Genomic DNA, 19,505 nt, shown 5'->3' with positions numbered 1-19,505 from the left:
AAACCTTAGGAGAATCGCATGCCCGTCGCCGCGCCGCTCGCCCGCCCCGCCACCCGCCGCGATCTGCTCCGCGGCGCGGGACTCCTCGGGGCGGCGACCCTGGCCGTGGCCTGCGGCGCGGGGGAGCCGGACCCGGCCGCGCCCGGGAAGCGGACCGTCGAACACCTGCGGGGGAGCACCGTCGTGCCGGACGATCCGCGCCGGATCGTCACCGTCGGCTTCAGCGACCAGGACCCCGTCCTCGCGCTCGGCGGGTCCCTCGCCGGCGTCACGGACTGGTACGGGGACTACGAGTTCGCGACGTGGCCGTGGGCGCAGGAGGCGCTCGGCGCGCAGCGCCCCGCCGTGCTGAACAAGGGGAAGTTCACCGGCACCCCGGACTACAGGTACGAGGAGATCGCCGCGCTCCGCCCCGACCTCATCCTCGGCCTGTACACGGAGATGAACGCCGAACAGTACGAACGGCTCTCGCGCATCGCGCCGACCGTCGGCCCGCCTGTGGGGTACAAGGAGTTCACCGCTCCGTGGGACGTCGCGACGCGCCTCGCGGGCGACGCTCTCGGTCGGCGCGACGGCGCCGACCGTGCCGTCGACGCCGTGAACGCGAAGGTCGCGCAGGTGCGCGGCGCGCATCCCGAGTTCGCCGGGCGGACGGCCGTGGTCGTCGAGCGCTTTCAGCCGGGATCCACCTTCGTGCGTTCCCCCGGTGACCCGCGGTCACGGCTGCTCACGGAGCTCGGTTTCACCGTCCCGGACGTCGCGGGCAGCGGATCCGGCGGCAACGACGGCACGAACCTGCCCGATGAGCGCATGGCCGAGCTGAACCAGGACGTGCTGGTGTGGAACATCGGCAGCACCCCCGCGATCCGGAACGAGATCGAGGGACTGCCGATCTACGGCACGGTGCCCGCGGTCCGCTCCGGCCGCTCCGTGTTCATCGACGACCCCGTGGTGTCGGGTGCGTGGACGTGGGGCACGGTGCTCAGTATTCCCACCGTCGTCGACACCCTCGCGAGTAGCATCGCGCGCGTGATGACGAGGTGAAGCTGGTCGACGGGATCCGGACGGAGCTGCGCGCCGCCGCGGACCCCGCGCGGGCGCCGAAGATGCAGGCGTACATGAAGTCCGCGATGCCCTTCCTCGGCGTGCCCTCGCCACAGGTGCGCACGATCACCGCCGCCGTGCGACGTCGGCACCCGCCCGCCGACCTCGACGAGTTGCGCGCCGTCGTCCTCGCGCTGTGGGACGACGCGGAGTACCGCGAGGAGCGCTACGCCGCGCAGAATCTCCTGCGTTACCGCCTCGGCACGGGCGACCCCGCGCTGCTCCAGCTGCACGAGCACATAGCCGTCACCGGGGCCTGGTGGGACCACGTCGACGAGACCGCCCGGCACATCGCCGCCCTGCACGACGCACACCCCGAGGACACGGCGGCGGTGGTCCGCGCGTGGAGCCGCGGCGACGACCTGTGGCTGCGGCGGCTCGCCGTCATCTCCCAGCTCGGCCGGAAGGACAGACTCGACACCGCGCTGCTCACCGATGTGATCGAACCCGCCCTGCCCGAGTCGGAGTTCTTCCTGCGCAAGGCGATCGGCTGGGCGCTGCGCGAGCACGCCAAGACCGACCCGGACTGGGTCCGCGCCTACGTGGCCGCTCACGAGGCCGAGCTCAGCGGCCTCTCCCGCCGCGAGGCGCTCAAGAACCTGTGAGACACACGGCCGCTCGCTCCGAGGGCGGCCGGGGCCGCCGTGCGGCGGCGCCGTCCAGCGCCGCGAGCGCGGCGGCGACGACGGCGAGGACCGCGCCCGCGAGGGGTAGAGCGCGGTACGACGCCCCCAGGTCGAGCAGGGTTCCGCCCAGCCACGGCCCCACCGCGATCCCGACGTTGAAGGCCGCCACGGTGAACGCCGGGGCGAGCGTCGGCGCACCCGGGGCGAGGGCGAAGACCCGCGAGTTCAGGGCCGGGTTCGTCACGAATCCCGCCGCCCCGAGGAGCGCCGCCGCGACCGCGGCGGCGGCCGGATGGGGCAGGGCCACCGCGAGCGCCACGGAGGACACCGCCAGCGCCGCCGTGCCGCCCACCAGGACCGAGCCGGGTCGACGGTCCGCCAGCCGCCCGCCGGCGGCGATCCCGGCCACGGCGCCCACGCCGTAGAGCGCGAGCACGACCGGCACCGTGCCCGGGGCGGCGTGCGAGCTCTCCACGAGCATCGCGCCGAGGTAGCCGAAGCTGATCAGCAGCGCGGCGATGGAGAACGCGGTGATGGCGTACGACGTCCACAGCCGGCCGGTCCGCAGCGCGCGCACCTCCTCCCGGGGGCGCGCCGGTCCGCTCGCCGTGATCCCCGCCGGGACCGTGGTCGCGATCGCCACCCCCGCCACGACGGTCGCGATCGCGACCGCGAGGAAGGTCGCGCGCCAGCCGAGGTGTTGGCCGAGCACGGTCCCGGCGGGCAGGCCGATCACCGTCGCGAGCGTGAGCCCGCCGGCGACGACGCTCATCGCGCGCCCCCGACGGTCCGCGGGTACGAGGGCGATCGCCGTCGTCGCGGCGACGGCCCAGAAGCCGGCGTAGACGAAGGCACCGGCGAACCGGGTCGCGAGGAGGACCGCGAAGGAGTCGGTGGTCGCGGCGACCAGATGGGTGGCGGCGAAGATCCCGGTGAACACCAGCAGCGCCCGCCGTTTCGGCCAGCGCAGCGTGGCGAGGGCGAGGATCGGGGCGCCGATCATCATGCCCAGCGCGAAGACCGAGATGAGCAGGCCCGCCCGGGGGATCGAGATCTGCAGGTCCGCGGCGACGTCGGGCAGGATCCCGGCGAGCATCAGCTCCGATGTCCCCTGCGCGAAGATGCCGAATCCGAGGACGACGACGGCCGGTGGCATCACAGCAGCGACCCGCCGCTCGCGTCGATCCACTGCCCGGTGACCCAACCGGCCGCGTCGGAGACCAGGAAGCCGACGATCCCCGCCACGTCGGCAGGCTGTCCGACTCGTCCGAGCGGCGAGTCCGCCGCCATGGCCGCGCGCCCCTCCGGCGTCGCGAGCCGGGCAGCGTTCATGTCGGTCGCCGTCCCGCCCGGTCCGACCGCGTTCACGGTGATGGCCCGGGGTGCCAGCTCCTTGGCCAGGGCGTGGGTCAGCGCGTCCACCGCCGCCTTGGACATCGCGTAGGGGAGCAGCGCGGGGTTGTACGAGCCGTGGGTGAAGCGCGTGGAGATGTTCACCACCCGGCCGCCGTCCGTCAGCCGCGGGAGCGCGTGCTGGAGGACGAAGAACGGCGCGCGGGTGTTGATCGCCATGACCCGGTCGAAGACGTCCGGCTCGACGTCGGCGAACGGGATTCGCCCGCCCAGGATTCCGGCGTTGTTGATCACGATGTCGGCGCGCGGGGCCTCCCGGTCGTACTGCTCCCACAGCTGCGCCGGCGCTTCCTCGTCGGCGAGGTCGACGCGGATCGGGAACGCCCGGCCGCCGCGCTCCTCGATCGCATGCACGACGCCCTCCGCCGCCTCGCGGTCGGCGCCGTAGTGGACCGCCACCGTCGCTCCGCGGTCCGCGAGGTCGTCCGCGATCGCGCGCCCGATCCCGCGACTCGCTCCCGTGACCAGGGCGTACCTGCCTGCCAGATCGTCGCTCACGTGTTCCGCTCCTTTTCGTAGTGAATGCTACGAAAAGGAATCTAGCAGCAATGCGTAGCGATCGCTATAGAATGGGGTCATGGCGACGACGACCCGAGGCAGGCCGCGCTCCTTCGACCGGGGCGCCGCGCTCGGCGCCGCCGCTCTGCTGTTCTGGGAGAAGGGCTTCGAAGCCACCTCGATCCGCGATCTGACGGAGCGGCTCGGTGTCGAGGCGCCGAGCCTCTACCGCGCTTTCGGCGACAAGCGGCGCCTCTTCGAGGAGGCGGTCGCCGAATACGACCGCACCTACGGGGGTTTCATCGACCTCGCGTTCGCGGAGGAGTCCACCGCACAGGCGGTGGTTCTCCGCCTCCTCGCCGAGGGGCCCCGGAGGTACACGCGCGCCGGCCTGCCCCGCGGCTGCCTCGTCGTCAGCGGCGACGCCGGGACGGCGGACGCCGAGGTCACGGGCTACATGATCGCGATGCGGTCCGCCAACGTCGCGCGGCTGGCCGAGCGCATCGCCCGCGACGTCGACAGCGGTGCGCTGCCCGCCACCGTCGACGCGCTCGCGCTCGCGCGGTTCGTCTTCGCGACCCTGAACGGGCTCGCCGCGGCGGCGCGCGAGGGGGTGCCGCTGGAGGAGCTGGAGGCGGTGGCCGCGATCGCCGCGGGCGCCTGGCCCGTCAGCTCCTGACCCAGATGGCCTGCGCCGCCACGTCGCCCAGGTCCAGCGGCGCACCGTCGTCGACGGTGACGGCGACGGTCCCGAGGAACTTGCGCAGCTCCACGACCTCGATCCGCGCGTCGGGCGCGATCCCGACCTCCTGGAAGTAGCGCAGCATCTCGGGGTCGGAGTCGGAGATCCGGGCGACGGTGCCGGACTGGCCCGCCGCGAGCTCGGACAGCAGGCAGGCGTCGGGGGTGGGGACGGTGCCGTCGGGCTGGGGGATCGGGTCGCCGTGCGGGTCGCGGTCGGGGTAGCCGAGCCGCTCGTCGAGGCGTGCGAGGAAGCGCTCGGAGACGGCGTGTTCGAGGACCTCGGCCTCGTCGTGCACCTCGTCCCAGCCGTAGCCCAGCTCCGAGACCAGGAAGGTCTCGAGGAGCCGGTGCCGGCGCACCATCGCCGTGGCCGCGGCGCGCCCGTCGTCGGTGAGGGTGACCGCCCCGTACTTCTCGTGGTCGACCAGGCCCTGGTCGGCGAGCTTGCGAATGGCCTCGGAGGCGGTGGATGCGGAGACGCCGAGCGCATCGGCGAGCGACTTCGTCGTGACCTTCACATCGGACCACTCCTGGGCGGTCCAGATCTGCTTGAGGTAGTCCTGCGTGACCGCGGACAGCTCGCCGACGGGGCGCGGCGAATCGGGCAGGGGAGGCTTGGGCACGCACCCACCATAGGCCGTCCGATAGGGTGAGTGCGTGCTTCGCTGGCGAGGGCTCGATGACGTTCCCGCGGACTGGGGACGGTGTGTCGTAACGATCGGCGTGTTCGACGGTGTTCACCGTGGACACGCCCAACTGATCGCACGAGCGACCGCGGAGGCCCACGAACGTGGCCTCCCCGCGGTCCTCATGACGTTCGATCCGCATCCCGCGGAGGTGGTGCGGCCCGGATCGCATCCGCCGCAACTGACGACGCTGACCAGGCGGGCCGAGCTCGCCGAGGAGCTCGGCATCGACGTCTTCTGCGTGATGCCCTTCACCGCCACCGTCATGGCGCAACCGGCCGAGGACTTCGTGCACTCCGTGTTGGTCGAGCGGCTGCACGCCGCCGCGGTCGTGGTGGGGGACAACTTCACCTTCGGCTACCGGGCCCTCGGCAACGTCGAGATGCTGGCCCGCCTGGGGCACAAGTTCGGCTTCTCCGTGGACGCGGTGCCGCTGCTGACCGAGCACTCGGTGACCTACTCCTCGACGTACATCCGCTCCTGCGTGGACGCGGGCGACGTCAAGGCCGCCGCCGAGGCGCTGGGGCGCCCGCACCGGGTGGAGGGTGTCGTCGTGCGCGGCGACGGCCGCGGCCGCGAGCTGGGCTTCCCGACGGCGAACGTCGCCCCGCCCATGTTCGCCGCGATCCCCGCCGACGGCGTGTACGCCGCGTGGTTCACCGTGCTCGGCGCGGGCCCCGTGGTGGGGCAGGTGACGCCCGGCGAGCGCTATCCGGCCGCGGTGTCAGTGGGCAGCAACCCGACCTTCTCGGGGCGTACGCGCACCGTCGAGGCCTTCGTACTGGACACGTCCGCCGATCTCTACGGCCAGCACGTCGCCGTCGACTTCGTGGACAGGGTGCGCGGCATGGAGCGGTTCGACTCCATCGATGCGCTGCTCATCGCGATGGGCGGGGACGTCGATAAGACCCGCGCGATTCTGGGAATCCCCTGACTCCTGGTAACGTGGTCGATCGTGCCTGCTGCGGTTCGCGGTGGCGGCACGGATCCATGACGACGCGATACTGAAACAAGGAGTTCCTCCATGTCGCTCACCACCGAGCAGAAGAAGTCGATCCTGGCCGAGTACGGCCTCCACGAGACCGACACCGGTTCCCCCGAGGCGCAGGTCGCGATGCTGACCAAGCGCATCACCGACCTGACCGAGCACCTCAAGCAGCACAAGCACGATCACCACAGCCGCCGCGGCCTGCTGCTGCTGGTCGGCCGTCGTCGCCGTCTGCTGAAGTACGTCGCCTCGGTCGACATCAACCGCTACCGCGCGCTCATCGAGCGCCTCGGCCTGCGTCGCTAAGAGCCTTCATCGAACGGCCCGTTCCCGGATCCCCGGGGGCGGGCCGTTCGGCGTTTCCGGGTCCGCCGATCCCGGGCGCCTCACGATGTGGAGGTTCCGGCGGGTACGCGTGTTCTCACGCACCTGTGTCCGTGCAGAACTCGACATCGTGAGCGAGCACGAGGCGCGCGTCAGCCGCGGCCCAGCAGGGTGCCGCCGTTGACCTGCAGGATCTGGCCGGTGGTCCAGCCCGCGTCGGGCGCGGCGAGGTAGGCCACCGCCGCGGCGACCTCCTCGGGGGTGCCGGGGCGGCCCGCCGGGATCTGCGCGACGCGGCTGTCGTGGAGCTCGGTCGTGAGTCGGTCGGCCCAGAACTCCGTCGCCGGCACGAACCCGGGCGCGACCACGTTGACGGTGACGCCCTCGGACGCCAATTGCAGGGCGAGCCCCGCCGACCAGGCGTGCAGCGCGCCCTTCGCCGCGCCGTACGCGCCGGGGCCGCGGAGCCCCGCGATCGAGCTGATCGAGACGATCCGGCCGCCGGGGCGGGCGAGGTGCGGCCGCAGCGCCTCGGTCGCGAGGACGGCCGTGATCACGTTGAGCCGGAACGTCGTGGCGTACGCCTCCGCCGTCCCTGCGAGGCCGCCCGGCGCGCCGTCGCGGGCCGGGTTGCCACCCACGTTGTTCACCAGCACGTCGACGGTGCCGCCGGCGCCGATCCGGTCGGCGAGAGCGTCGACGGCGGACGGATCGGACACGTCCGCGACCTCGGCGGACACCCGCTGCGCACCGAGCGCGGCGTTGATCGTGGCCGCGGTCTCCGCGAGCACGTCCGCGCGCCTGCCCACGATCACCACGTCGTTCCCGTCGGAGGCCAGACGGTGCGCGATCGCCCGCCCGATCCCCGTTCCGCCGCCCGTCACCACTGCACGCCTCGTCATCGTTCGAATGTCTCACGATTTCGGCGAGCCCGCAGCGGCGAGCTCGACGGCCGCCGGCGCGACCCGCGATCTCACCCCTACGGGTGAGGCGGCCCCGGGCAGAGCGTCGATAGTGTCCACCCCGACCCGGCGAAAGGGGGACGAATGCGAACTCGTGCGGCCGTGACCGGCCTGATCGTCGCACTGATCTGGGGAATCGCAGGGGGACCGGCGGGCGCGGGCACCGGCGACGTCGCGAGCGTCGCGGACCTCCTGAAGGAGGCCGGCGTTCCAGGCTATGCGGTGCGGCTCGTCGGCCCGGGCGGCGTCGAGGACGAGCAGATCGGGGGAACAGACGGAGCCGGGCGGTCCATCTCCGCCGCGACGCCGTTCGTGTGGGGCTCCGTATCGAAGTCCCTGGCCGCTCGCTCCGCGCTCGCCCTAGCCGGACGTGGCCTCCTCGACCTGGACGCCCCCGTCGCTGCGGCGGTCGCCGCTGCAGCGCCTTGGGTCGGCGGCGACGTGACCGTCAGCGACCTGATCCGGCACACCAGCGGACTCCCGCACGACGTCGCCCTTACTGATCTCGCCCGCCCCGAGCCGGCGATGGAGGCGGTGCGCGCCACGGAGCCGCCCGCGCGCGGGCCGAGGGGCTCGTTCCGATACTCGAGCCTCAACTACCTCCTGCTCCAGGCTGTCATCGAGGCAGTGACGGCATCGCCGTACGGTGCCACGGTGGGAAGCGAGGTCGGTGTGCCCTCGGGTGCCCGCATCGTGTCAGGCGCGGAGTCCTTCGTCGCCGAGGTCCCTCCCGGCCACGTCCCCTTCCTGACTCGACCGCGGCGTACCGATCCCGTCTTCGACGGCGCCGGCCTCGGCTACGGCTACCTCGCTGGCTCGCTCGAGGCCCTGTCCCGGTTCGCGCAGTGGCTGGCACGCGACGCGAACTGGCAGAGCTTCCCGACGGTGCCCACCGGCCACGCTGCCGAGTACGGACCGGGCCTCTATCGCGAGACGATCGCCGGCCGCACGGTGTGGTGGCACTCCGGCGCCGTACCGGGCTACTTCACCCACATCGCCGCGTACCCGGAATCGGGCCGCACTCTGGTCCTCCTCGCGAACCGGTACGGGGAGCTCGACGCGGAGCGACTCGCGGACGTAGCGCGGTACGCCATGCAGGGCGTCGTCGGCGATGCGGGCGATCCGCCACACGCGGCGCCGTGGCCGTCCCTCGTCCTCGTCGGCGCCGCTGCTGGAGCCGGGCTCGGGGGTCTTGCGGTCGGATGGACGGCGGTGCGCCTCGTGCGGCGGCGATCGGCTCCAGCGGGCCGTTTTCGCATGATGACAGCGGCCGGGGCCGGCATCTGTGGGCTCGCCGGCGCTGCAGCGTGGTTCGGGCCCGCGGCACTGGGCTATCCCCGGCCGGTCCTCACCCGCTGGGCGCCGGATGTCGGAGTCCTCCTCGCCGTGGTCGCGATCGAATCCGCAGTCCTCGCGGTCCTGCTGGTCGCTGTCCGGTGGGCCCCGAGGCGCAGCTCGCGTGCGGTGTGACGGACGGGAAGACGTCGATGCGCGGACGTTCACGCCTGCCAGCCGGCGCCACGGCAACCCGCGGCTGACGTCCAGTGCGATCCTCGGATCAACCAAGTCCCTCTTCCGCTAACGGTTCCTCCTCTTCATTACGTTGCAACGGCATGAAGAGCGAAGACCGGTAGCGGGAGCGGGCGGCGCGCTACGCGTAGGTCAGGAGGACGGCCTCGTCGAAGGGCAGGCGGGAGAAGGTCCGGCTCCGCACAAGCTTCGCCGCGTCGTCCCGCGAGACCACGCGCGGAGCGGTGACGGCGCGGGTCTTGCCGCCGCGCATCACTCGGCCCCCGCCGGCGGCGCGCAGGTTCTTGAGCCAGTCGCGATCGGGCCCGTAGGTCAGCAGGATCGCCACCCCGTCGTCGGTCGCGAACGCGGTGACCGGCGTCCGGTACGGCGTCCCCGACGTGCGGCCGGTGTGCTCGATGATGGCGAAGCTCGGTGCCCAGCCCGCCCACAGGCGCTGGACGGGGTTCGTGACGCGGCGATTGAACCTGGCGAGGGACTGCGGCAGCTGCATGGGTCCATCGAACTCGCACTAGCAGCCCGCGACAAGGGCCAATCCGTCTGAGCGCTCAGCGGTCCTGCGGTTTGACGAACGGGAAGGCCAGTGTCGCACGGATGTTCACGCCCGCCAGCAGCATGACGATGCGGTCCACGCCGATGCCCAGGCCGCCGGTGGGCGGCATCGCGTAGGAGAGGGCGTCGAGGAAGGACTCGTCGAGCTCCATCGCCTCGGGATCGCCGGCGGCCGCGGCCATCGACTGTTTGGTGAGCCGCTCGCGCTGATCGATCGGGTCCGTGAGCTCCGTGTACGCGGTGCCGAGCTCGGCGCCGAAGCCCACCAGATCCCACTGCTCCGTGAGCCGCGGATCGTCGCGGTGCCTGCGCGCCAGCGGAGAGACCTCGACCGGGAAGTCGCAGTAGAATGTCGGGAACTCAGTCTGCTTCTCGACCAGCGCCTCGTACAGCTCCATCACGAGTTTGCCTGCGGTCGCGCCGCGCGGCACCGCCACGTGGTGCCGCGCGCACACCGCGGACACCTCCTCGAGCGTCGACGCCGACGTCAGGTCGACGCCCGCGGCCGTCGAGACCGCGGAATGCACCGTGATGACGGGCCATTCCGCCGTGAGGTCCACCTCGCGCGTGCCCCCGGCACCGTCGGGCCGCACGGCGACCGGTCGCCCGTTGACCGCCACGGCAGCGGCCAGGATCACCTCGCGCGTGAGCGTCCGCATCGTCGTGTAGTCGCCATACGCCTCGTAGGCCTCGAGCGCGGTGAACTCCGGGTTGTGCGTGGCGTCGGCGCCCTCGTTGCGGAAGTTCCGGTTCAGCTCGAAGATCCGGCCCATGCCGCCCACGGCCAGGCGCTTGAGGTAGAGCTCCGGCGCGATCCGCAGGTAGAGCCCCATGTCGTAGGCGTTGATGTGCGTGGTGAAGGGGCGGGCCGCGGCGCCGCCGTGCACCGACTGCAGCATCGGCGTCTCGACCTCGGTGAAATCGCGGCCCATGAACACGGCGCGCATCGCGGCGACCGCGCGCGAGCGCCGGTACAGCAGGTCGACGGCGCCGTCGTCGGTGATGAGCTCCAGCGGGCGGTTCCGCGCCCGGGTCTCGTCGCCGAGCCGTGCGCGCGTCTTGGGGACGGGGGAGAGGCACTTGCCGGCCATCGCCCACGACGCCAGCAGGACGGACGGCTCGCCGGTGCGGGAGCGGATCACCTCGCCGGTCACCGACACCAGGTCGCCCATGTCGATCGCCGTGCGCCACAGCGCCCGAGCGTCGTCCGGGGTTCGGGTGCGCTCGGCGATCACCTGCAGGTGGGCGCCGTCCTCGTGCAGGTCGACGAAGGTGACGCCGCCGTAGTCGCGTACCGCCCGCACCCGCCCGGTCACCGAGACGACGGTGCCGGCGGCACCGTCGGGCGCGAGGCCGGACGCCTGCTCCCGGACCGCCGCGAGCGAGGTGGTGCGGGGCACCGACGGGGGATAGCCGGGCATCCCGGCGTCCTCCAGGGCGCGGAGCTTGCGCCGGCGCACCCGCTGCTGCTCGGAGAGCCGGACGGGCGGAGCCTCCCGACGAAGGAGGCGCTCCTCCTCGGCGAGCAGCCGGTCGACGAACTCGGTGTCGCGCGGGAACTCGTCCGGGATCGACGGTCCCGCCAGGAACTTCGGGCCGATCTGCGGCAGGAAGCCCTCGGCGGTGCCGACGGCGATACCGGCGCGAACCGCGCTGAGCGAGGGGTCGTAGCAGAGGATCCGCGGCACCCAGTCCGGGCGGTACTTGTCGTTGGAGCGGTACAGGGATTCGAGCTGGTAGAACTTCGACGCGAAGCTCAGCACGGAGTCGACCATCCGGGTGACGGGCCCCGCTCCGACGCGGTCCGCCTCGGAGAAGACGGACCGGAAGACCGCGAAGTTCAGGGAGATCCGCCGGATCCCGATCTCGCCGCAGTGCTCGATGAGCTTGGCGACCATGAACTCGTTGAGGCCGTTCTCGGCGTCGCGGTCGCGCCGCATCAGGTCCAGGGAGAGGCCGCGCGTGCCCCACGGCACGAAGCTGAGCAGGCCCCGCACCACCCCGTCGGCGCTGTGGGCGGAGACGAGCACGCAGCGGCCGTCGACGGGGTCGCCGATCCGGTTGAGGGCCATCGAGAATCCGCGCTCGGTCTCCTCGCCGCGCCACTGCTCGGCGAGCGCGGCCACCTCGGCCAGCTCCGCGGCGGACAGGTCGCCGTGCCGACGGACCTTGAGGGTGTAGCCCGCGCCGGCGACGCGGGTCACGGCCTGGCGGACCGCGCGCATGTCCCGGCCCTTAAGGGTGAAGGCGTCGACGTGGATGATCGCCTCGTCGCCGATGGTCAGGGTGCGCAGCCCGGCGTCCTCGTAGACGGTGGCGCCGTCGGCGCTCGCCGCCAGCACGGCGGGGTAGAGGCTGTGCGAGCGGCAGTCCTCGATCCACGCCGCGACCGCGGCGGGCCACGAGTCGCGGTGGCCGATCGGATCGGCGCTCGCCATCGACACGGGCCCGACGGCGCGGCAGGTCACCACGGCCCGCCGGTCGGGGGAGGCGATCACCGCCTTGTCGCGCCGGGTGGCGAAGTAGCCCAGGGAGTCGTCCTCGCCGTACTCGAGCAGGAGCCGCCGCACCTCGAGTTCCTCGGGCTCGGTCATCAGCTCGTCGCCGCGCCCGGCCCGCCAGAAGGCCATGAGGGCGAGGATCAGCACCGACGCGGACAGGACGCCGGCCAGCGAGTAGAGCCACATCGGACCGGAGTGCCCGTTGAGCGCGACGTCGATCCGTCGCGGAACCGCCACGCCGAACGTGGACCGGAGCGACCACACGAGGATCTCGACGGTGCCGTTGAGGCGATTCGACCCTCGGCCCGGGAAAGTGAACGCGAGCGCGACGACCACGAGGTAGACGCCGACGAAGCCGCCGACCAGGACGCCGAACGCGGCGCGGCGCGAACCCCGTGCGAGCTTCGCGGGGTACTGCGGGCGGGCGGCGATGACCAGCGCGAGGCAGACGGCGCTGATGGCCGCGGTGAGCGCGGCGCCCGGCAGGGAGAAGCGCACGGACACGTACGCCTCGATGAAGGGCGGGAGGTGCCGCGTCTCGTCGGGGTCGAGCTGGTCGGTCGCGACGATCACCAGCGTCGCGATGTTCACCAGCACCTGCAGCGACATCATGATGACGGCGACCGTGTGCGCGGCGCGCAGGCGCCGGCGGAGCGCGCCCAGGAGCACGGTGAGCGCCGCGACGAGCAGCAGGCTCGGGTGCGAGGGGATGCCGACGATGCCGAGGAGGTCCGCCACCAGGGGCAGGATCCGGTCGCTGCGGATGACCACGCTGAGCAGGGAGACGATTCCCGCGGCCGTGATCATGTGCGCCAGCCACGTCGCCGTCGCCTCCTGCACGCGTTCCCGGCTGCTCTGCGACACGGACATCCTCCTCGGGGGGTGTGCACGGCGTGTGCGACTCACGTGGAAAAGACTCCCGATGATAGCCTTGGTGCAGGTCCGTCCGACGTCGGTGCCGGTAGAACCGGTCCCCGACTTCTGCGGTGCGCCGTCACGGTGTCACTCCCCGCGGGGTGGTCCTCGGTAGTGGTTGCCGGAAACCTCGTCGTCTCGACGAGCGGGTCCGGCGGCTTCGATCGATGACCGCGCCCTCGGCGCCCCGCCGCCATGTCGAACGACTCCGGCCGCGCGCAGCATGCGCGCCGCCAGGTGGGGACGGTCCGCGCGAAGAAAGGTTTCTTCACTCTTCATGACAGACAACACTCAGGTCGAGTACGACGACGACATCACCGAAGCGGTCGCCGTCATCGACAACGGTTCCTTCGGCACGCGCACCATCCGGTTCGAGACCGGCCGGTTCGCCCAGCAGGCCGCGGGCTCCGTGGCCGCGTACCTCGACGACGAGACGATGCTGCTCTCGGCCACGTCGCACAGCAAGCAGCCGAAGGAGCACTTCGACTTCTTCCCGCTGACGATCGACGTCGAGGAGCGCATGTACGCCGCGGGTCGCATCCCCGGCTCGTTCTTCCGTCGCGAGGGTCGCCCGTCGACCGACGCGATCCTGGCCTGCCGCCTGATCGACCGGCCGCTGCGCCCGTCCTTCGTCGCCGGCCTCCGCAACGAGATCCAGGTCGTCGTGACCGTCATGTCGCTCGATCCCAAGGATCTGTACGACGTGGTCGCGATCAACGCCGCTTCGGCGTCGACCCAGATCGCGGGCCTGCCCTTCTCCGGCCCCGTCGGCGGCGTGCGCGTCGCGCTCATCGACGGCCAGTGGGTCGCCTTCCCGACCGTCGAGCAGCTCGAGGGCGCCGTCTTCGACATGGTCGTCGCGGGCCGCATCGTCTCGGGCTCCGGTAAGGATGCCGACGTCGCGATCATGATGGTCGAGGCCGAGGCCACCGAGAACGTCATCGACCTCATCGCGGGCGGCGCCACCGCGCCCACCGAGACCGTCGTGGCCGAGGGCCTCGAGGCCGCCAAGCCCTTCATCGCCGTGCTCTGCGAGGCGCAGAAGCAGCTGGCCGCCGGGGCGTCGAAGCCCACCGGCGAGTTCCCGCTGTTCCCGCCGTACCAGGACGACGTCTTCGCCGCCGTCGAGGCCGCGGGCGCCGCGAAGCTCAACGACGCGCTGTCGATCGCCGGCAAGCAGGAGCGTGACAACGCCACCGACGTCGTCAAGGCCGAGGTGCTTGAGGCCGTCGGCCCGCAGTTCGAGGGCCGGGAGGGTGAGATCGGCGCGGCGTTCCGCTCGCTGACCAAGAAGCTGGTGCGCCAGCGCATCCTCACCGACCACTTCCGCATCGACGGTCGTGGCATCACCGACATCCGTTCGCTGAGCGCCGAGATCGCCGTGATCCCGCGCGCCCACGGCAGCGCCCTGTTCGAGCGCGGCGAGACCCAGATCCTGGGCGTCACCACGCTGGACATGGTGAAGATGGCGCAGCAGATCGACTCGCTCGGACCCGAGAAGTCGAAGCGCTACATGCACCACTACAACTTCCCGCCGTACTCGACCGGTGAGACCGGCCGTGTCGGCTCGCCGAAGCGCCGCGAAATCGGCCACGGCGCGCTCGCCGAGCGTGCCCTCGTGCCGGTGCTGCCCTCGGTGGAGGAGTTCCCCTACGCCATCCGTCAGGTCTCGGAGGCCCTCAGCTCCAACGGTTCCACGTCGATGGGCTCGGTCTGCGCCTCGACGATGTCGCTGCTCAACGCCGGCGTGCCGCTCAAGGCGCCCGTCGCGGGCATCGCCATGGGCCTGGTGTCCGACGAGGTCGACGGTCAGGCCCGCTACGTGGCCCTGACCGACATCCTCGGTGCCGAGGACGCCTTCGGCGACATGGACTTCAAGGTCGCCGGTACGTCCGACTTCGTCACCGCCCTGCAGCTGGACACCAAGCTGGACGGCATCCCGTCGCAGGTCCTGGCCGGCGCGCTGGCCCAGGCGAAGGACGCCCGCACCACGATCCTCGAGGTCATGGCCGAGGCGATCGACGCGCCCGACGAGATGAGCGTGTACGCCCCGCGGATCACCACGATCAAGGTGCCGATCGACAAGATCGGCGAGGTCATCGGACCCAAGGGCAAGACGATCAACTCCATCACCGAGGAGACCGGCGCCAACATCTCGATCGAGGACGACGGCACCGTGTTCGTCGGTGCGGCCGACGGCCCGTCGGCCCAGGCGGCGATCGACCGGATCAACGCCATCGCCAACCCGCAGCTGCCGAAGGTGGGCGAGCGCTTCCTGGGCACCGTGGTCAAGACCACGGCGTTCGGCGCCTTCGTCTCGCTGGTCCCCGGCCGCGACGGCCTGGTGCACATCAGCAAGCTGGGCAGCGGCAAGCGCGTGAACAAGGTCGAGGACGTGGTCAACGTCGGCAGCAAGCTGCAGGTCGAGATCGCCGACATCGACGAGCGCGGCAAGATCAGCCTGATCCCCGTCGTGGAGGAGAAGGCCGCCGAGGCCGCTCCTGCGGGCGAGGAGTAGGAACTGAGCAGCCTGACATCACGGGCTGCGCGGACGGGGGTATCCGGATCGGGTGCCCCCGTTCGTCGTAGCGTCCTGCCCGGCGGCCTGCGGGTGGTCACGGAGACGGTGCCCGGTTCCCGGTCCGCCGCCGTGGGCCTGTGGGTCGCGGTCGGATCGCGCGACGAGCACCCGACTTCGGCCGGGTCCGCGCACTTCCTGGAGCACCTGCTGTTCAAGGCGACGCCGCATCGCGACGCGGCGTCCCTCGCCGCCGAGGTGGACGCCGTCGGCGGCGAGATCAACGCCTTCACCAGCAAGGAGCACACCTGCTACTACGCGCACGTGCTCGACGTCGACCTCGAGCTCGCGGTCGACGTGGTGACCGACGTGGTCCTCGGCGGCCTGTGCCGCCCCGCCGACGTGGACGTGGAGCGCGAGGTCGTGCTCGAGGAACTCGCCATGCGCGACGACGATCCGGAGGACCTGGTCAACGAGGCCGCCACCGCGGCCCTGTTGGGCGATCACCCGCTGGCGCGGCCCGTGCTGGGGACCGAGGAATCGGTGTCCGCGATGACCGCCGCTCGCTTGCGGGGCTTCCATCGCCGTCGCTATACGCCGGAGAAGATGGTCCTGGCCGTCGCCGGCAATGTCACGCACGCGCAGGTGGTCAAGCTGGCGCGCAAGGCCTTCGCGGGCCGGCTCGACGGTGCCGCCGATTCCGCGCCGATCCGCACAGGCGCCCGGCGCCGACCGGGTGCACCGACGCTCGAGGTCGTGAACCGGGACGGGGAGCAGTCGCACCTCGTCGCGGGCACCCGCGCGTACGGCCGGTTCCACCCGGACCGATGGGCGCTGTCCGTGCTCAACACCGCGATCGGCGGGGGTCTGAGTTCGCGCCTGTTCCAGGAGATCCGGGAGCAGCGCGGCCTCGCGTACACGGTCTATTCGGCCGTCGACACCTACGCCGACACGGGGCTGTTCTCGGTGTACGCCGGGTGCTCCCCGGACCGTCTGGGTGAGGTGACGACGGTCGCGCGGAAGGTCCTCGAGGACGTCCGCGACGACGGCCTCACCGACGAGGAACTGGCTCGCGCCAAGGGCTCGCTCCGCGGCGGGCTGGTGCTGGGCCTGGAGGACGCGCAGTCCCGCATGCACCGCATCGGCCGCAGCGAGATCAACTACCAGAACCAGCGCACCATCACCCGCACGCTCGCGACGATCGACAAGGTCTCGGCAGCGGACGTGAACCGCGTCGCGCGGGATCTGCTCTCGCAGCCCTTCGGCGGCGCGGTCCTCGGTCCGCACCGCGGCCGACGGGGCGTGCCCGCGCCGGTCCGGAACTGGCTGGGCTGACCCGGGCGCACGGGGGCGGGAACCCGTCCGCACCCGACATGCGCGAGCGCACCCGTTACGCCGGGTGCGCTCGGGCGCACGGGGTGCGCGGCGGCATCCGCACCCGATTCGGGCCGGCTAGCCTGCTCCGGGGGCGACGACGATGCGCCGAACGTGCTCGCGCAGTGCGGAACCCGCCGCCAGCAGGGGAGCTGCACTGCGCAGCGACCGGGCGAGGATGAACCCGCCCTCCAGCGAGCTCAGCACCGCCAGCGTCAACTCGCGCGCCGCCACGTCGTCGAGCCCGCGCGCCACGAAGTACGCGGTACCGCCACTGATCCAGTCGGCGAAGACCTCCGCCGCCGCGGCGGCGACCTCGGGCTCGGAGTCGGCGACCTCGCCCGCGACGGTGCCCACGGGGCACATCGTGATCCAGCCCGCCTCCGCGATGTGCTCGGCGGCCAGCGCGAACGCGCCCGGGATCGCGTCCTCGAGGTCGGGCGCACCGTCGAGCAGGGCGGGTAGGAGGGCCATGTACGCCGCGCCGGAGGAGCGCAGCGCAGCCGCGGCGACCTCGGGCTTTCCGCCCGGGAAGTGATGGTAGAGGGAGCCCATCGTGGCGCCGGCGGCCTCGGTCAGCTGCTTGACGGTGGTCGCGCCGTAGCCCTGGCGGCGCAGGAGTTCGCCCATCGCGACGACGAGGCGCTCGCGGGTGGGCATTGACCGGTCGACCATCACGCTCTAGATTCTAGAGTATCCACTCTAGAGCGTTCGCTCCAATGGAGGTGATGGGAATGCCGGAGGTCTCCGTCCCCGCGGGCCGGGTCCACTACGAGGAGTTCGGCGACGGCCCGCCGGTCGTCCTGCTGCACGGCCTGCTCATGGACCACACGGTGTGGGACGCCGTGCTGCCGCTCCTTCCCGAGGGACACCGCTACCTGCTGCCCGACCTGCCGCTCGGCGCCCATCCGATCCCGCTGAATACCGACGCGGACCTGTCGAACGAGGGGATCGCACACCTCATCGCGGACTTCCTCGAGGCGCTCGACCTGCGCGGGGTCACCCTCGTGCACAGCGATTGGGGCGGCGGATTGCTCCTGACGGCGCTCGACCGCGACGAGCGGATCGGGCGCCTCGTGATCCTGCCGAGCACCACCTTCGACAACTTCCCGCCCGGCCTCCCCGGCAAGGCGGCCACCGTCGCCGCCCGACTCCCCGGCCTCACTCTCGGGTTGCGCGCCATGCGGATCGGCGCCGTGCGGCGCCTGCCGATCCTGTTCGGGCGCATGGCGCACGACATCCCGGACGCGACCATGCGGGCCTGGACCCGGCCCGCGATCGAGGACCCGCTGATCCGCCGCGACCTGCTCAAACACGCCCGCGCGCCGTTCGATCGCGCCGTCCTGACGCGGCAGACCGAGGCGCTGCACGGATTCACCGGGGACGCCCTCGTCCTCTGGATCGCCGACGGCATCGTCATGCCGCGCGAGCACGGCCGCCGGCTGGCCGACCTGCTCCCGCGCGGTCGGCTCGTCGAGCTGCCGGACTCCTACGTACTCGCGATGATGGACCGCCCGGACGCCGTCGCCGCCGAACTCGCCGTCTTCCTCGGCGCGCCGACCACGTCGCCGCAGGCGTGACCCTCGGCCGCGTCTACTTCGCGTACGCCCGGGGGAGCGGCTTGCCGGCCGCAGCGAGCACGCCGCGCAGGCGCGTGGGGTAGTCGGTGATGATGCCGTCGACACCGAGCGCGACCTGCGCGCGCATGTCCTTCTCCTCGTTGACGGTCCACGGGATGACCGTCAGGCCGGCGGCGTGGGCGGCGGCCACGGTCTTCGCGTCGGACAGCTCGAAGTCGGGGGAGAGGACGTCGAAGCCCGCCGCCTTCACGGCCCGGACCACGTCGCCGCCGGACCGCTCGTAGTCGACGGGGCCGAGCCACGCCGAGCCCTTCTTCCAGGTCGTCGCGTCGTAGAGCGCGACGAGCGGCACGGACGGGGCCTGCGCCCGCACCAGCGGCAGGGAACGCCAGTCGAAGCTCTGGACCGCGATCCGGTCGAGCACGCCCGCCCGGCGCGCGGCACCGAGGATCTGCGCGACGAAGGCGGCGGGCTCCGCGGACTTCGATCGTTCCTCGGCCTCGATCTTGGTCTCGATGTTGAACCGCACGCGGTTGCCCTGGTACTGCGCCGTCAGGTCGAAGAGCTGCGGCAGCGTCGCGATGCGGTTGCCCTCGACCACCTTCGCGGTCGGGAACTTCGCCAGCTTCTTGGCGCACACCAGCGTCTGCACCTGGGCGTAGGTGAGGTCGTGGATGGTCTTGCCGACGTACGGGAACTGCTTGTCCCCGGGCGTCGCGGGCGCGGTGTCGGTGCACTTGTCGGCCTGCACCGTCGGGTCGTGCCAGATCAGCGGCACGTCGTCCTTGGTGAGCACGACGTCGAGCTCGAGCGTGGTCACCCCGAGTTCGAGCGAGCGCGCGAAGCCGTACAGCGACTCCTCGGTGTGCTCGCCCCGCCCGCCGCGGTGCGACTGCAGGTCGAAGGAGCCCGACGGGGCCGCCCACACGGGGGCGGCGACCGCCCCGCCGCCGAGGGCGACGGTGACGGCCGCCGCGAGCGCGGCGGCGCGGGACAGGATGCGGGAACGGGTGGTCATGGCGGCAACGTAATCGCACACGATGAATCGCGGGTGAACGGGCGCGTGCGCGCCGCCGCGCGGAGGCGCGGTCAGGCGAGCGACGGTGAAGCAGGAGCGGTCGGTGCGGCAGGAGCGCCGGGCGCCGTGTGCCCGGCGGGGGCGGGTGCCCCCGGAGCGCGGGGGACGGACC

At 72.1% G+C, this 19,505-nt stretch carries 17 protein-coding genes; 9 read left to right on the top strand and 8 right to left on the bottom strand.

Translation table 11 applies throughout. The features are described from left to right. Positions 1 to 18 precede the first annotated feature (18 nt). Positions 19 to 1,044 carry an ABC transporter substrate-binding protein gene (locus LB823_RS17965; RefSeq protein ID WP_224649631.1) on the top strand — a complete coding sequence of 342 codons (1,026 nt, stop codon included), beginning with the start codon at positions 19 to 21 and terminating at the stop codon, positions 1,042 to 1,044. Then, a complete protein-coding gene (locus LB823_RS17960) occupies positions 1,041 to 1,709 on the top strand; it encodes a DNA alkylation repair protein (protein ID WP_224649629.1) in 669 nt (222 codons plus the stop codon). The genes LB823_RS17965 and LB823_RS17960 overlap by 4 nt, the downstream gene beginning before the upstream one ends. Here LB823_RS17960 and LB823_RS17955 read toward each other — a convergent pair. Beyond that, on the bottom strand, positions 1,696 to 2,886 hold the full coding sequence (locus tag LB823_RS17955; protein WP_224649696.1) for a Cmx/CmrA family chloramphenicol efflux MFS transporter: 1,191 nt from the start codon (positions 2,884 to 2,886) through the stop codon (positions 1,696 to 1,698). The two genes, LB823_RS17960 and LB823_RS17955, sit on opposite strands and share 14 nt — an antisense overlap. Next, complete coding sequence (locus LB823_RS17950; RefSeq protein ID WP_224649627.1) at positions 2,886 to 3,641, bottom strand: SDR family oxidoreductase; 756 nt, start codon at positions 3,639 to 3,641, stop codon at positions 2,886 to 2,888. The genes LB823_RS17955 and LB823_RS17950 overlap by 1 nt, the downstream gene beginning before the upstream one ends. A gap of 79 nt (positions 3,642 to 3,720) precedes the next feature. Between LB823_RS17950 and LB823_RS17945 the strand changes: the two genes are divergently transcribed. Then, a complete protein-coding gene (locus LB823_RS17945) occupies positions 3,721 to 4,320 on the top strand; it encodes a TetR/AcrR family transcriptional regulator (protein WP_224649625.1) in 600 nt (199 codons plus the stop codon). Here the strand turns inward: LB823_RS17945 and LB823_RS17940 are convergent. Then, positions 4,310 to 5,008 carry a metal-dependent transcriptional regulator gene (locus LB823_RS17940; protein WP_082791466.1) on the bottom strand — a complete coding sequence of 233 codons (699 nt, stop codon included), beginning with the start codon at positions 5,006 to 5,008 and terminating at the stop codon, positions 4,310 to 4,312. The two genes, LB823_RS17945 and LB823_RS17940, sit on opposite strands and share 11 nt — an antisense overlap. 34 nt (positions 5,009 to 5,042) lie before the next feature. On the opposite strand from LB823_RS17940, the gene LB823_RS17935 reads away from it, so the two are divergent. Together LB823_RS17935 and rpsO are read left to right on the top strand one after the other, a co-directional pair. Then, positions 5,043 to 6,005, top strand: a complete 963-nt coding sequence (locus LB823_RS17935) for a bifunctional riboflavin kinase/FAD synthetase (protein ID WP_224649622.1) — start codon at positions 5,043 to 5,045, stop codon at positions 6,003 to 6,005. Between the two features lie 90 nt (positions 6,006 to 6,095). Continuing rightward, positions 6,096 to 6,365 carry a 30S ribosomal protein S15 gene (rpsO, locus tag LB823_RS17930; RefSeq protein ID WP_224649620.1) on the top strand — a complete coding sequence of 90 codons (270 nt, stop codon included), beginning with the start codon at positions 6,096 to 6,098 and terminating at the stop codon, positions 6,363 to 6,365. Between the two features lie 170 nt (positions 6,366 to 6,535). On the opposite strand, the gene LB823_RS17925 is transcribed toward rpsO, so the two are convergent. Further along, on the bottom strand, positions 6,536 to 7,285 hold the full coding sequence (locus tag LB823_RS17925; RefSeq protein ID WP_224649618.1) for an SDR family NAD(P)-dependent oxidoreductase: 750 nt from the start codon (positions 7,283 to 7,285) through the stop codon (positions 6,536 to 6,538). A gap of 144 nt (positions 7,286 to 7,429) precedes the next feature. Between LB823_RS17925 and LB823_RS17920 the strand changes: the two genes are divergently transcribed. Next, the gene (locus tag LB823_RS17920; protein ID WP_224649616.1) at positions 7,430 to 8,815 is read left to right on the top strand and encodes a serine hydrolase; all 1,386 of its coding nucleotides are present in this window, start codon (positions 7,430 to 7,432) and stop codon (positions 8,813 to 8,815) included. A gap of 181 nt (positions 8,816 to 8,996) precedes the next feature. Here the strand turns inward: LB823_RS17920 and LB823_RS17915 are convergent, their stop codons facing one another. Then, positions 8,997 to 9,368, bottom strand: coding sequence for a nitroreductase family deazaflavin-dependent oxidoreductase (locus tag LB823_RS17915; protein ID WP_224649613.1), 372 nt, complete (start codon positions 9,366 to 9,368; stop codon positions 8,997 to 8,999). Positions 9,369 to 9,423: 55 nt separating this feature from the next. After that, entirely contained in the window at positions 9,424 to 12,798 is a 3,375-nt protein-coding gene (gene lysX, locus LB823_RS17910) for a bifunctional lysylphosphatidylglycerol synthetase/lysine--tRNA ligase LysX (RefSeq protein ID WP_224649610.1), read from the bottom strand. 322 nt (positions 12,799 to 13,120) lie between these two features. Here lysX and LB823_RS17905 point away from each other — a divergent pair, with 322 nt between their 5' ends. Both LB823_RS17905 and LB823_RS17900 read left to right on the top strand, forming a co-directional pair. After that, positions 13,121 to 15,361, top strand: coding sequence for a polyribonucleotide nucleotidyltransferase (locus LB823_RS17905; RefSeq protein ID WP_224649608.1), 2,241 nt, complete (start codon positions 13,121 to 13,123; stop codon positions 15,359 to 15,361). A gap of 3 nt (positions 15,362 to 15,364) precedes the next feature. After that, entirely contained in the window at positions 15,365 to 16,696 is a 1,332-nt protein-coding gene (locus LB823_RS17900; protein ID WP_224649694.1) for a pitrilysin family protein, read from the top strand. A gap of 117 nt (positions 16,697 to 16,813) precedes the next feature. Here LB823_RS17900 and LB823_RS17895 read toward each other — a convergent pair whose 3' ends face one another. Continuing rightward, positions 16,814 to 17,410 carry a TetR/AcrR family transcriptional regulator gene (locus LB823_RS17895; RefSeq protein ID WP_224649691.1) on the bottom strand — a complete coding sequence of 199 codons (597 nt, stop codon included), beginning with the start codon at positions 17,408 to 17,410 and terminating at the stop codon, positions 16,814 to 16,816. Between the two features lie 59 nt (positions 17,411 to 17,469). Between LB823_RS17895 and LB823_RS17890 the strand changes: the two genes are divergently transcribed. Next, complete coding sequence (locus LB823_RS17890) at positions 17,470 to 18,315, top strand: alpha/beta fold hydrolase (RefSeq protein WP_224649689.1); 846 nt, start codon at positions 17,470 to 17,472, stop codon at positions 18,313 to 18,315. Positions 18,316 to 18,328: 13 nt separating this feature from the next. Here LB823_RS17890 and LB823_RS17885 read toward each other — a convergent pair whose 3' ends face one another. Next, entirely contained in the window at positions 18,329 to 19,333 is a 1,005-nt protein-coding gene (locus LB823_RS17885; protein WP_224649606.1) for a glycerophosphodiester phosphodiesterase family protein, read from the bottom strand. Positions 19,334 to 19,505 lie beyond the last annotated feature (172 nt).

Origin of the sequence: Tsukamurella sp. M9C (genome assembly GCF_020169415.1) — a bacterium.
Lineage (GTDB): Bacteria > Actinomycetota > Actinomycetes > Mycobacteriales > Mycobacteriaceae > Tsukamurella.
Note: the sequence above shows the minus strand (reverse complement) of the source record. Positions and strands in the feature narration are given on the sequence as shown.

Bases quoted from the DNA above. Each gene is read 5' to 3' on its own strand.
- LB823_RS17965 (WP_224649631.1), top strand. From the start codon at position 19: ATGCCCGTCGCCGCGCCGCTCGCCCGCCCCGCCACCCGCCGCGATCTG.
- LB823_RS17955 (WP_224649696.1), bottom strand. From the start codon at position 2,886: ATGCCACCGGCCGTCGTCGTCCTCGGATTCGGCATCTTCGCGCAGGGG.
- LB823_RS17945 (WP_224649625.1), top strand. From the start codon at position 3,721: ATGGCGACGACGACCCGAGGCAGGCCGCGCTCCTTCGACCGGGGCGCC.
- rpsO (WP_224649620.1), top strand. From the start codon at position 6,096: ATGTCGCTCACCACCGAGCAGAAGAAGTCGATCCTGGCCGAGTACGGC.
- LB823_RS17925 (WP_224649618.1), bottom strand. From the start codon at position 7,285: ATGACGAGGCGTGCAGTGGTGACGGGCGGCGGAACGGGGATCGGGCGG.
- LB823_RS17920 (WP_224649616.1), top strand. From the start codon at position 7,430: ATGCGAACTCGTGCGGCCGTGACCGGCCTGATCGTCGCACTGATCTGG.
- LB823_RS17915 (WP_224649613.1), bottom strand. From the start codon at position 9,368: ATGCAGCTGCCGCAGTCCCTCGCCAGGTTCAATCGCCGCGTCACGAAC.
- lysX (WP_224649610.1), bottom strand. From the start codon at position 12,798: ATGTCCGTGTCGCAGAGCAGCCGGGAACGCGTGCAGGAGGCGACGGCG.
- LB823_RS17905 (WP_224649608.1), top strand. From the start codon at position 13,121: ATGACAGACAACACTCAGGTCGAGTACGACGACGACATCACCGAAGCG.
- LB823_RS17895 (WP_224649691.1), bottom strand. From the start codon at position 17,410: ATGGTCGACCGGTCAATGCCCACCCGCGAGCGCCTCGTCGTCGCGATG.
- LB823_RS17890 (WP_224649689.1), top strand. From the start codon at position 17,470: ATGCCGGAGGTCTCCGTCCCCGCGGGCCGGGTCCACTACGAGGAGTTC.
- LB823_RS17885 (WP_224649606.1), bottom strand. From the start codon at position 19,333: ATGACCACCCGTTCCCGCATCCTGTCCCGCGCCGCCGCGCTCGCGGCG.